Source organism: Mesorhizobium sp. WSM3859, from assembly GCF_002295065.1.
Classification (GTDB): Bacteria; Pseudomonadota; Alphaproteobacteria; order Rhizobiales; family Rhizobiaceae; genus Mesorhizobium.
In genome coordinates, this window is sequence record NZ_NSGG01000012.1 from 39,179 (window position 1) to 51,528 (window position 12,350).

The window sequence follows — 12,350 nt, forward strand, 5'->3', positions numbered from 1 at the left end:
CACGCAATTCCGGACGGAAAACCGCGTCAAACTTTTCCTGGAATTGCTCAAGCCTTTTCGAGCGCCGCGCTTTTCGGCTCCGTGCCGTGGCCTTCGATGATCCCCTTCCAGTAGCTCTCGGCGCCCTGCAGATGGGCATTCATCAGGGCCTGGGCGAGATTGCCGTCGCGGCGCAGCAGCGCCTCGTAGATCTGGACGTGCTCGGCATGCGAGCGCACTGAGCGTTCGGGATCGTTGAAATAGATCGGCAGGCGCTGCTCGCCCATCAGGTAATAGACGCTACAGATGTTGTGGAAGACGCTGTTCTTGGTTGCGCGCACGATCTCGAGGTGGAACTCGCGGTCCTCCTTGGCGAGGCCCTCGCCGGCGGCGATGCGTTCTTCGGAAGCCTTCAGGATCTCGCGCAGGCGCTCGAAGTTCTCCTCGGTGGCGCGCGAGCAGGCAAGCTCGGCCGCCTTGATCTCGTGGATCTTGCGCAGCTCGACGGTCTCGTAGATCTGCACCGGATCGAGCGGCAGGCCGGCGCGGGCGAAGAGTGCCAGCGCTTCCACGCTTGCCTGCTTGGTGTCGATATAGATGCCGGACTTGGCGCGCCGCTCGACGATGCGCATGGCCTCGAGGATCGCCAGCGCCTCGCGGATCTGGCCGCGGCTGACGCCGAAATGTTCCGCCAGCTCGCGCTCCGACGGCGTGCGGCCGGACTCGTTGTCCGAGTTGGAGAAGAGATAGGCGGCGAGTTCCGCGAGAAGGTTCTTTTCTTTCATCGTCAAATACGTTGCGCGTGCGCCTCCAGGAATCGCTCGGCGATGGTGAATCCCAATCCAGGCTTGTCAGGGATCGCTATCATACCGTCCTTCGCTTCGACAGTCTCCTCGACCAGGTCGTGGATCATCGGGTTGGCGCCGAGCGAATATTCGATGATGAAGCTGGCGGGCGAGGCGGCGCAGACATGCAGCCCGGCAAAGAAGCAGGGCGCGCCGGCCCAAAGATGCGGCGCGAAGCGCAGGTTGAAGGCGCTGGCGATGGTGCCGATCCTCATCGCCTCGCTGATGCCGCCGCAAAACGCCGGATCCGGCTGGAAGATGTCGGCCGATTTCAGCACCGCCAGGTCACGGAAGGCGTAGCGCGTCGCCTCGCTTTCGCCTGTCGCAATCGGCGTCGAGCCCGAGGCGCGCACCTCGGCCATGCCCGGCTTGTCGTCGGCGATCACCGGCTCCTCGAACCAGGCGAGGTCGAGATCGGCGGTGAGGCTGATGAAGCGCTTGGCCTCGGCGACGGTGTAGGTGCCGTGCGCATCGACCATCAGGTCGATGTCGGGACCGAGCGCCTGCCTTGCGGCGCGCACGCGCGCGGCCGAAAGATGCGGGGCACCGTCCATGGCGCCGACGCGCATCTTCAGCGCCTTGAAGCCGCCCTTGGCGATGTAGGATTTCAATTGCTCGCCGATGGCATCGGGGGAGGCCCAGCCGCCCGAAGCGTAGGCCTGCATGCGCTCGACCTTGCGGCCGCCGAGCAGCCGCCACACCGGCTGCCCGAGCGACTTGCCGAGGATATCCCAGAGCGCGATGTCGACGGCACTGATCGCCGCCACGCTCACGCCGCGCCGCGCCAGCTGCGGCATGGCATGGCCGGCATGCGCGGCCGTCTCGTGCCGTACGCCGTTGTAGAGCATCTCCCAGATGATGCCGATGTCGGCGGGGTCGCGGCCGATGAGCTGAGGGCCGATCTCGTGGTTGAGCATATGGACGAGCGCGCCATAGCTGCCGGCGCTGCCGGCGGCGTTCTTGCCTTCGCCCCAGCCGACCAGGCCGTCATCGGTCTCGATGCGCACAATGGCGGCGTCAAACGTCGTCACCTGACCGAAGTCGCTGCGATGCTGCTTCGCGACTTCGATCGGGATGCGGACCCACCAGGCCTGGACGCTTTTGATGCGCATGTTTTCCCTTCGCCCCCTCCGCCCGCCTGGCGGAAGGACAAGCTTTGATCGGAGGTCTACTTGATCAGCGGCAGCAGCGTTTCGGCGGTGATGCGCATCTGGTCGGTGTAGAATTTCTCCGTAAGCACGCTGGAGCCGTGGTCCTGGATGAATTTGAGCTGCTCGGGCGAGATGTCGACCGGATTGCGCTCGACCATCTCCGGATAGGGCGCGGCCGGCGTGCGGTCGACGGGCGCGACGAATTCGTTGGTCAGCGCGCCGTCATAGTCGACTTCCTTCAGCGTGCGCACGATCTTCGGCCAGTCGATCTGGCCAAGGCCGGCGGCGAAGCGGTTGTTGTCGGCGACATGGAAGTCGAACAGGCGCTTTCCGACCTGGCGGATCGCGTCATAGACGTTAAATTCCTCCATGTGGATGTGGTAGGCGTCGAGGCAGACGCCGCATTCGGGGCTCACCGCGTCGGCGAGCGCGAGCGCCTGGGCGCCGCGATTGAAGAGGTAGGTCTCGAAGCGGTTCAGCGGTTCAACGGCAATCCTGACGCCGACCTTCTTGGCATGAGTGAAGCATTCGCGCGTGGCGTCGACCACCCAGCCCCATTCCTCCGCCTCGGTGCCGTCCGGCACGACCTTGCCGACGGTCGCGGGCACCAGCGTGATGATCTCGCCGTCGAGCTCGCTCACCATGGTGAGCACGTCCTTGACATATTGGACCGACCGCTCGCGCTGGCCCTGGTTCTTGGCGGCGAGGTTGCGTTCGCCCAGCATCAGCGTCACCGAACCCCAGCAGCGGATGCCATGCTCCTTCAGGAGCGCGCGCGTCTCCTTGGTCTTGTACTGCTCGGGCTCGCCGGAAATCTCGATCGATTCGTAGCCGAACTTCTTGATGCGCTTCAGCGTCACCTCCAGCGGCTCCGCCCGCATCCAATTGTGCGTCGAAAGATGCATGGTCTATCCTTCCCAGAATTCGCCTGTCACATTTTACCCCGCGACGTCTCCGACAGAGGCGGCCGCACGTTTCCTCCCCAAGGCGTTGCCAGCATTTTCCTTGAAACTGGTTCGACCAATTGGGCCTGTCATGACCTCTACAGCAAATTTTAATATACGGCAAGGAGCGGACAGGTGGCACTGACTGTCCTGATCAATGCTATGATTTTGCGAGGAAATTTTGCCCATTTGACAGCAAGGTTGGCGCCCGTTTGAGGCTTTCAGGCGCTTGACCGAATTACGAGATTTGGTATTACCAGAATGGCATGGCGTTTCGATGCCGTCAGGACTGACCAAACAGGCTGGCCCTCGCTCAAATCGGCGCTATGCTTTGGTCGCGAAAACAAGAGAGGGAGGATGCCGATGCCGACGACGATGAAGGGTCCCGGGCTGTTTCTGGCGCAGTTCGCGGGCGACGCCGCACCGTTCAATTCACTGGCTTCGATCACCAAATGGGCGGCCGGCCTCGGCTACAAGGGCGTGCAGATTCCGACCTGGGACGGACGCCTGTTCGACCTCAAGAAAGCAGCCTCGTCGAAAGCCTATTGCGACGAGGTGAAAGGCATCTGCTCGGACGCGAGCGTCGAGATCACCGAATTGTCGACGCATCTGCAAGGGCAACTGGTGGCGGTGCATCCTGCCTATGACGCGCAGATGGACGGCTTCGCGCCGCCATCGGTGCACAACAATCCCAAGGCGCGGCAGAAATGGGCTGTCGAACAGATGGAGTTCGGCGCCAAGGCATCGCGCAATCTCGGGCTGAACGCTTCGGTGTCGTTCACCGGCTCGCTGGCTTTCCCTTACCTCTATCCCTTCCCGCAGCGGCCGGCGGGGCTGATCGAGGAAGCCTTTGGCGAGCTCGGCAAACGCTGGAAGCCGATTCTCGATGTCTATGAGGACAATGGCGTCGATATCGGCTACGAGATCCACCCTTCAGAGGACGTGTTCGATGGCGCGACCTTCGAGATGTTCCTGGACGCGGTCGGCGGGCACAAGCGCTGCAACATCAATTACGACCCGTCGCATTTCCTGCTGCAGCAGCTCGACTATCTCGAATTCATCGATATCTACCACGAGCGGATCAAGGCGTTCCACGTCAAGGATGCCGAGTTCAACCCGACCGGACGGCAGGGCGTCTATTCCGGCTATCAGGGCTGGGTAAACCGGGCGGGCCGCTTCCGTTCGCTTGGCGACGGGCAAGTGGATTTCGGCGGCATCTTCTCAAAACTCACCCAGTATAATTACGATTCCTGGGCGGTGCTGGAATGGGAATGCTGCCTGAAGCATCCCGAGGACGGCGCTGCCGAAGGCGCGCCTTTCATCCAGCATCACATCATCCGGGTGACGGAGAAGGCCTTCGACGATTTCGCCGCCGGCACGACCGACAAGAAGCTGCTGCGCGCCATGATGGGGATTTGACCCGATTTATGCTCCCCCTTGAGGGGAGGATGGCCCGAAGGGCCGGGTGGGTCGGTTCATGCCGAGCTCCACGCCGGGCGACCCCACCCGATCCGCTGCGCGGATCGACCTCCCCTCAAGGGGGAGGTGACAACCAAGAGGAGAGGACAAAAAATGGTCGGCGCATCGAAGTCGGAAACAGGAGGCGGCCCGATCCGCTACGGCATGGTTGGCGGCGGGCAGGGCGCCTTCATCGGTGCGGTACACCGTATCGCGGCGCGCATGGACAATGACTTCGTGCTGGTGGCCGGCGCGCTGTCGTCGAACCCGGAACGGGCGAAGGCCTCGGCCGCGGAACTCGGGCTCGATCCGGCACGCAGCTACGGCTCCTATGCGGAGATGGCCAAGGCGGAAGCCAAGCGTCCCGACGGCATCGAGGCGGTGGCCATCGTCACGCCCAACAACGTGCATGTGCCGGCGGCCAAGGCCTTCCTCGAGGCCGGCATCCATGTCATCTGCGACAAGCCGCTGGCGACCTCGCTGGCCGAGGCGAAGAAGCTTGCCGCCCTGGTCGAGAAGGCCGGCAAGGTGTTTGTGCTTACCCACAATTACACCGCCTATCCGATGATCCGGCAGGCGCGCGACATGGTGGCCAAGGGCCAGCTCGGCGACATCCGCATCGTGCAGTCGGAATATCCGCAGGACTGGCTGACCGAGGATCTCGCCGCCACCGGCCAGAAGCAGGCCTCGTGGCGCTCCGACCCCAAGCAGGCCGGCGCCGGCGGCGCGCTGGGCGACATCGGCACGCATGCCTACAACCTTGCCCGTTTCGTCTCGGGGCTGGAGCTGGATTCTTTGTCGGCCGATCTCGACGCCTTCGTGCCGGGCCGCCAGCTCGACGACAATGTCAATGTCATGCTGCGCTTCAAGCCGGTCGGCAACAAGCATCCGGCCAAGGGCATGATCTGGGCAAGCCAGGTGGCGCCGGGCCATGAGAACGGGCTGAAGCTGCGCATCTACGGCTCGAAGGGCGGGTTGGAATGGGTGCAGGCCGATCCGAACTATCTCTGGTACACGCCGTTCGGCCAGCCAAAGCAGCTTTTGACGCGGGCCGGCGCTGGCGCGATGCCAGTTGCGGCGCGTGTGACCCGTGTGCCATCCGGCCATCCGGAAGGCTATCTCGAAGGTTTCGCCAACATCTACCAGGAGGCCGCCCGCGCCATCCGCGCGGCGCGCAGAAGAGGCGGCAAGCCGGCTAAGGACGTGGTCTTCCCGACGATCGCGGACGGCGTCGAGGGCATGGCCTTCATCGAGGCTTGCGTGAAGTCGTCGAAGAAAAATGGGGCGTGGACGAAGCTCTAGGGGTGCCGATACTCAGGTGAGGCCGGCCTGCGAACGGCGGCTTCCTGCGCTTCCGGTGCTCACGTACCTAAGTACGCTCCGCTCCGGTTCTCGGAAGCCACCGTTCTCGACTCGGCATGACCTGAATCTCATCACCCCTTGATCGAAGGTAATGGGGAGGGGGTGTCGATGAAAATCGGCATGTGCATGTTCTTATGGACCACCAGCGTGTCGAAGAGGCACGAGGCGCTGCTGAAGGACATCAAGGCGACGGGCTTCGACGGTGTCGAGATACCGGTCTTTGCCGGCGCGCCTGACGACTACAAGAAACTCGGCGCCATGCTCGACCGTATCGGGCTGGAGCGCACCGCGGTCTCGGCGATGGGCGATCCGGCGATGAACCTGATCTCGCCGGATGCCGCCACGCGCAAGGCCGGTATTGACTACATGAAATGGGCGATCGACTGCAGCGCTGCCCTTGGCGCCAACACGTTGAGCGGACCGCTGCATTCGACGCTCGGCGCCTTTTCCGGCAGCGGGCCGACTTCCGCCGAGAAGAAGCGCTCGATCGCCTCGCAGCGCGCCATCGGCGACCATGCCGGCAAGAAGGGCGTGACCATCGGATTGGAAGCGCTCAACCGCTTCGAATGCTATCTGGTCAACACCATGGCCGACCTGTCGGAGCATATCGACGCGATCGACCGGCCGCACATCAAGGCGATGTACGACACGTTCCACGCCAACATCGAGGAGGCCGATCCAATCGGCGCCTATACGAAGCATTGCCGCAATATCGTTCACATCCACATCTCAGAGAACGATCGCGGCGTGCCGGGGCGTGGCAACATCCCGTGGAAGGAGACTTTCTCCGCCATCCGCAAAAGCGGCTATGACGACTGGCTGACGATCGAGTCGTTCGGACGCTCGCTGAAAGATCTCGCTGCGGCGACGAAGGTTTGGAGGGATTTCGCGGAGAGCCCGGAGGCGGTTTATCGCGAGGGATATCGGCATATCAGGGAAGGGTGGAAGGCTGCCGCGTAGGCGCCTCTCCGTTCGTCATCCACGGGCGGAGCGGGAGCGAAGCGGACGCGGAGACCCGAGGATCCATTCCGTGACGTCGACGCTCCGCGACGATGCAGAATTCTGCACCGCTGCATTCGACGGCTCAGGGAACGGAATGGATCCTCGGGTCAAGCCCGAGGATGACGAAGTTAGGGTTACCCCCGCTCGGCCTGCAGCCGGTTGTAATCATGCAGCGTGCGGCTCAGCCGGCGGCGCAGGAAGTTCGAGATGTTGTCGAAGATGAAGACGACGAGCAGCGTCAAAAGCACCATGTAGAAGACGTTGGCCCAGTTCGAATTGGTGCGCATCGCTTCCCACAGCTTCAGGCCGATGCCGCCGGCGCCGACGGCGCCGATGATGGTCGCGCCGCGGATGTTGGATTCCCACTGGTAGAGCGTCTGGCTGATGAAGACCGGCACCACTTCCGGCAGCACGCCGTAGCGCTGCACCAAAATCCCGTTGGCGCCGGTCGAGAGCACGCCTTCGCGCGGCTTGTCGTCGATGTTCTCCAGCGCCTCGGAATAGGTTTTGCCGAGCGTGCCTATCTCGGTGAAGAAGATCGCGGCGCTGCCGGCCAGCGGTCCAGGGCCGAAGGCGCGGGTGAAGAACAGCGCCCAAATCAACATGTCGACCGAGCGCATGAAATCGAAGAAGCGCTTCAGCACCTGGCTCAGAACGCCGCTCGGCGTGATGTTGCGGGCGGCGAAGAAGGCGAGCGGGAAGGCGACGATGCCGCCGAGCAGCGTGCCGAGGAACGCCATGACGATGGTCTGCAGGAGCTTCGTCCAGACATCGCCATGCTGCCACTGCGCATTGTTCCAGAAATTGTCGGCGGCCAGAGCGAGGTTCGACGTGCCGGGCCGGAGCTCAGGCCCCGAGACGATCAGCGAGATGACCTCGCCGGCCGGTTTGCCGAAGAAGGGCGAGCGAGTGTCGAAGACGAAATTGGCCCAGCCGAGGAAGCGCTTGCGTACCTTGACGCGGTCGACGGTGACGCGCACCTCGCCGGCAAAGCCCAGCTTGGCGACGATCTCGTCGTCATGGACGGTCACCCAGTCGGGCACCGGACCTGTGATCACAGGCTTGCCGCCGGTCAGCGATATCGGCACGGTCACGCCGTTGGCCGTGATCGCCGCTTTGGTCTTGTCGAAGGTGACGGATTTGGCATCGCCGTCGACCTGCACGGTGTAAGTGCCGTCAGGATTCTTGATCACCCAGTCCGGGTTGGGGTTTTCGCCGAGCGCCGAGAAGCGCAGATATTTCGGCGTGATCTCGGGCTGATCGAGGCGGAATTCCGGCTGCAGGTCGTAGCTGATCCATTGCGACAGGAAGAGCGGCAGGCGCTCCCAATGCGACTCGCGCAGCACCTGCGGCAGGCTGAAGAACCACAGAGCATAGCCAAGATAGAGCACTGTGCCCGCCATCAGCAGCAGCGGCCAGAAGCGCTTGTAGGCAGGCCGCTGGAAGATCTGCGGGTGGCGGTCTTCGATGGCGCTTAGTTCGTCGGCGGTCATGACCATAGGCCACCTTTTCGGTTGACCATGATCTTGTCCGAAAACCGGCGTCCACTTTTCGCTAGCGCGGTCCTTCGGTTCGAGAACATGGTCTAGGCGCTCATCAGGAAAGCCTGCTCGCCGACAAGCTTGCGGCGCAGCCAGGCGGAAAACTGGTCGACGAGGACGATGGTGATGAAGAGCAGGAGCACCAGCGCCAGCGTCTTGGCGCCGAAGCCGCGCGAGATGGCGAGCTTCAACTCCTCGCCGATGCCGCCGCCGCCGACCGCGCCCATGATGGTCGAGATGCGCACATTGATCTCGATTCTCAGCAGCGTATAGGACATGAAATTGGGCAGCACCTGCGGCAGGTCGGCAAAGCGCACGCGCTCGAACCAGTTGGCGCCGACCGCGCGCAGGCCCTCCTCCGGGCGCATGTCGATATTCTCGTTGATCTCGTAGAACAGCTTACCCAGCGCGCCGATCGAATGCAGGCCGATGGCGATGATGGCGGCGACCGGGCCGATCGAAACGATGGCCGCGAACAGGCCGGCAATAACGATCTCGGGAAAGGCGCGCAGCAATTCCATGAAGCGCTTGACGACAAGCCGCAGGATCGGGCTCGGCGTCAGGTTGCGCGCGGCGATGAAGGAGAAGGGAACGGCGAAGACGAAGCCGATGAAGGTCGAGACCAGCGCCACGTTCACCGTGGTCAGCATCAGCTCGAAATATTCGGGGATGTAGAAGCCATCCCATATATAGACGCGGCCGAGCGGGAAGTTGAATTCCTGCGTGCCCCTGTCGCTGGGCGAGGCGATGTCGAACAGCGCCCGCCAGACATCGTTCAAATCCTTCGGGATCAGCCAGCTCAGGAAATCGAGGATATGCGGCAGGCGGTCGAAGAAATGGCCGGCATTGGCCTCGTCGGCGAACCACATGGTCGCGAACATGGCGGCAAGCAGCAGGCCGACGCCGAGCGCGGTGTAGAAACGGCGCAGCGAGGTCTGGCGTCGCCAGGCGTCGGCCTGCTGGCGGGTGGCGTCGGAATGAAGTGTCGCTGATGTCATGATCGGGACATGCAAAAAGGGCGGCGCCGCCGCATCGGCCCGAAAATCGAAATCCGATTTTCGGAAAGTCCGATGCGGCAATCCAAAGTGCCAAAGCGTACTTTGTGCGTCCAAGTGGACGCACGTCGCTTTGGTGAGCGCCGCCCTTTTCCTGATGCCTTTAGCCGCCGATGGCGGCTTTGCGGGCTTCGACGATGACGTTGTAGAAGTCCGGCTTAACGGGCACGTAGCCGGTGAAGTCGCCGCCTTCGACGCCTTCGAAGCAGGCCTTGTCCTTGGCCGGCAGGGCGGTGAAGAAAGCGGTGAGCTTGGCGGTCATGTCGTCGCCCAGCGCAGTGCGGACAACCAGCGGACCGTTCGGGATCAGGCCCGAGCGCCACACTTCGACGAAGTCGTTCGGGTCGACGGCGCCCTTGGCGACTTCCTTGTGGAAGGTGCCGGAGGTGTAGCCGTTCTTGAAGTCGCCGATGCCCGAGGAATCGTCCACCGCCACGTCGACCTTGCCGTCGCGCACGGCCAGGATGTTGTTCTCGTGGCCGCCGTTGAACTGGGTCGAGGCGAAGTAGGTTTCGTTGGAAGCGCCGGTGTCCTTCGGGATCTGGGTCAGCGGGATCAGATAGCCCGAGGTCGAGTCCGGATCGGCGTAGCCAAGCTTCTTGCCCCTGGCCGACTTGATGTCGGTGATGCCGGAGGTCTTCAGCGCCAGGCCGACCGAATAATAGCCGGTCGAGCCGTCGGTCTGCTTGGTGGTGAGGATCGGGGTGACCGCCTTCGGGTCCTTCAGATAGACGCTGGCGTAGCCGGACGCGCCAAGCTCGGCGAAGTCGAGCGTGCCGCCGAGCAGGCCCTGGATGACGCCGTCATAGTCGGCGGCCGGGAACAGCGAAACCTTCTCGAAGCCGAATTCCGACTTCAGATGGTCGGCGAGGCACTGATAGTTGCGCAGGCGGTCGGTCTCATTCTCGCCGCCGAGGATGCCGACGCGGAATTCCTTGATATCAGCGGCGTGCGCGGCGCTTGCCGCCATGGCGAGCAGCGAAACCGCTCCAAAAACCATCTTCCTGAACATTTTGCTCTCTCTCCTGTTGTTCCGGCTGCGCGCCGGCGGCGTTCTGATTTTTCAAGTCTTGCCTTTGACGCTGGCGGGCGATCCGGGTTGCTCTGCCGAAATCCACGATTTGCCCGGACCGACTGGGGTCGGGGCGATGGACTTAGTAACCAGGGAAGGCGGGTTCGAGCGGTCCGGCGGATGCGGTGATCTTCGGCCTGACGGTCACGCTGGTCGACGTGATCGCCTCGGAGATCTCGGCGCCGCTGGCATCGGCGCCGTAGACGGTGCGCACGGCGTCGCGGTCGAGGTCTTCCGGGGCGCCGTCGAAGACGACCTTGCCGGCGGCCATGCCGATGATGCGGTTGCAGTAGGCGCGCGCGGTGTCCAGCGTGTGCAGGTTGGTGACGACGGTGATGCCTTCGCGCAGATTGATGTCGCGCAGCGAATCCATCACCACCTTGGCGTTGAGCGGGTCGAGCGAGGCGATCGGCTCGTCGGCCAGGAGCACCTTGGGCTGCTGCATCATGGCGCGCGCGATCGCGACACGCTGCTGCTGGCCGCCGGACAGCGTGCCGGCCGGCTGCAGCGCGGTGCGGGCTATGTCGAGGCGCTCAAGCGCGGCCACCGCCTCGGCGCATTCGGTGCGCGTGAACATGCCGAGCAGGTTGGAAACCGTGGAGCGATGGTTGAGGCGGCCGAGCAGGACATTGGTCAAGACGTCGAGACGCGGCACGAGGTTGAACTGCTGGAAGATCATGGCGCAGTCGCGCTGCCAGCGGCGCAGCGGCGAGCCCTGCAGGCTGGAGACCTCGGCGCCGTCAAAAAAAATCGACCCCTGGCTGGGATCGATGAGGCGGTTGATCATGCGCAGCAATGTCGACTTGCCCGCGCCGGAGCGGCCGATGATACCGACCATCTGACCGCGCGGGATCGAGATGTTGATGTCGCTGACAGCGGTGTTCTTGCCAAATCGTCGGGTTACGCCGCGGATTTCGAGCGTGGCCGATGATGCTGACATGGCAAAACTCCGGTACGTCGCGGTTTCGAAGGTCCGTTAACCTTCGCTAGCGCAGCCCGATGAAGCTGGGGTGTCGGATTGATGTCAGTTTTGTTACGAGTCACAGGCTTGGCGGGGAATGCTGGGCTGTGTCGCTGCTCGGCGTCAGCCAAGCACCAGCAATTCCTCGAAATGCTTCATGTCCCTGAAGCTGCAGAAGGCCGGCGGCTCAAGCTCAATCACGGGGGCTTCCCGCTCGAGGAAGGACAGGCTCTCGTCGAACAGATCCTGCCAGGCTGCCGTCCGTTCGTCGGCGAGGCGGCGGAGCTGGTAGGCGAAGGTGATGTGGAAGACATAGGCGTCGTGGTCCGGATGGCGGTAGCCGAACGGCACGGATAGCGCATCGCGCCACGCTTTCAGGATTTGGCGGTCTTCCTCGGTGGCGCCGGCGACGGTCAGGCCGTTCGGTGTGACGCCTATGGTCTTGACCCGGAATGCGCCGTTGCCCTCGAAGCCCTGCAGGCGTTCCAGATAAAGACGCGTCATATCGTCGATGCCGGTGTCGAGCGGGACGTCGGACGGCCAGTAGGGAAGCCGGCGGCGGTATTCGATGATGCCCTGGAACAGCGTCATATGCAGGCTGGAGATCGGCGTGAAGGCAAGGCGATTGGCGTCAGGCATGGCCAGCATGCGTTCGCGCACCTCGACAATGGCTGCTTGCGAAGGCGAGTCTTCAACCAGATGGCAGACGACGGTGTTGCCCGGTTCGAGGAGGAAGTTGCCCGACGCGTCGTAACGAGTGCCGAGATGGATCGGCGGCTTCGGATTGGAGCCTTCGAAGAATCCGGCGAGCGAGGGTCTAACAGTGGCGAGCATGGCGATCTCCTGGGGAGATCGGCTCTTGTCCGAGTCATGTGTCAAGGGTGTGAATGGTGAATGGTGAATGGTGAATGGTGAATGGTGAATGGTGAATGGTGAATGGTGAATGGTGAATGGTGAATGGTGAGAAGAAGGCTTCGTTG

At 63.1% G+C, this 12,350-nt stretch carries 11 protein-coding genes; 3 read left to right on the top strand and 8 right to left on the bottom strand.

Annotation, left to right across the window (positions count from 1 at the left end; translation table 11 throughout):
* Positions 1-47: 47 nt before the first annotated feature.
* From CK230_RS22880 to CK230_RS22890, 3 genes are read right to left on the bottom strand one after another with little or no spacing between them, the layout of a single operon-like run.
* Positions 48-764 (bottom strand): FadR/GntR family transcriptional regulator, encoded by a 717-nt coding sequence (locus tag CK230_RS22880; RefSeq protein ID WP_095819413.1) that lies wholly within the window; start codon positions 762-764, stop codon positions 48-50.
* Between the two features lie 2 nt (positions 765-766).
* Positions 767-1,936: a mandelate racemase/muconate lactonizing enzyme family protein gene (locus tag CK230_RS22885; protein WP_095819414.1), complete on the bottom strand. Its 1,170-nt coding sequence runs from the start codon at positions 1,934-1,936 to the stop codon at positions 767-769.
* Positions 1,937-1,992: 56 nt separating this feature from the next.
* Positions 1,993-2,880 carry a sugar phosphate isomerase/epimerase gene (locus CK230_RS22890; RefSeq protein WP_095819415.1) on the bottom strand — a complete coding sequence of 296 codons (888 nt, stop codon included), beginning with the start codon at positions 2,878-2,880 and terminating at the stop codon, positions 1,993-1,995.
* A 402-nt stretch (positions 2,881-3,282) separates the two neighbouring features.
* Here CK230_RS22890 and CK230_RS22895 point away from each other — a divergent pair, with 402 nt between their 5' ends.
* From CK230_RS22895 to CK230_RS22905, 3 genes are all read left to right on the top strand, one after another.
* Positions 3,283-4,338 carry a sugar phosphate isomerase/epimerase gene (locus CK230_RS22895; RefSeq protein ID WP_095819561.1) on the top strand — a complete coding sequence of 352 codons (1,056 nt, stop codon included), beginning with the start codon at positions 3,283-3,285 and terminating at the stop codon, positions 4,336-4,338.
* A gap of 153 nt (positions 4,339-4,491) precedes the next feature.
* Complete coding sequence (locus tag CK230_RS22900) at positions 4,492-5,679, top strand: Gfo/Idh/MocA family oxidoreductase (protein WP_095819416.1); 1,188 nt, start codon at positions 4,492-4,494, stop codon at positions 5,677-5,679.
* Between the two features lie 168 nt (positions 5,680-5,847).
* Positions 5,848-6,699, top strand: a complete 852-nt coding sequence (locus CK230_RS22905) for a sugar phosphate isomerase/epimerase (RefSeq protein WP_095819417.1) — start codon at positions 5,848-5,850, stop codon at positions 6,697-6,699.
* A gap of 176 nt (positions 6,700-6,875) precedes the next feature.
* Here the strand turns inward: CK230_RS22905 and phnE (CK230_RS22910) are convergent, their stop codons facing one another.
* From phnE (CK230_RS22910) to CK230_RS22930, 5 genes are all read right to left on the bottom strand, one after another.
* Positions 6,876-8,240 (bottom strand): phosphonate ABC transporter, permease protein PhnE, encoded by a 1,365-nt coding sequence (gene phnE, locus CK230_RS22910; protein WP_095819418.1) that lies wholly within the window; start codon positions 8,238-8,240, stop codon positions 6,876-6,878.
* Between the two features lie 86 nt (positions 8,241-8,326).
* On the bottom strand, positions 8,327-9,280 hold the full coding sequence (gene phnE / locus CK230_RS22915; protein WP_095819562.1) for a phosphonate ABC transporter, permease protein PhnE: 954 nt from the start codon (positions 9,278-9,280) through the stop codon (positions 8,327-8,329).
* A 160-nt stretch (positions 9,281-9,440) separates the two neighbouring features.
* On the bottom strand, positions 9,441-10,349 hold the full coding sequence (gene phnD, locus CK230_RS22920; protein ID WP_095819419.1) for a phosphonate ABC transporter substrate-binding protein: 909 nt from the start codon (positions 10,347-10,349) through the stop codon (positions 9,441-9,443).
* A gap of 142 nt (positions 10,350-10,491) precedes the next feature.
* Positions 10,492-11,349, bottom strand: a complete 858-nt coding sequence (gene phnC / locus CK230_RS22925; protein WP_095819420.1) for a phosphonate ABC transporter ATP-binding protein — start codon at positions 11,347-11,349, stop codon at positions 10,492-10,494.
* 144 nt (positions 11,350-11,493) lie between these two features.
* The gene (locus tag CK230_RS22930) at positions 11,494-12,204 is read right to left on the bottom strand and encodes a DUF1868 domain-containing protein (RefSeq protein ID WP_095819421.1); all 711 of its coding nucleotides are present in this window, start codon (positions 12,202-12,204) and stop codon (positions 11,494-11,496) included.
* Between the last annotated feature and the right edge of the window lie 146 nt (positions 12,205-12,350).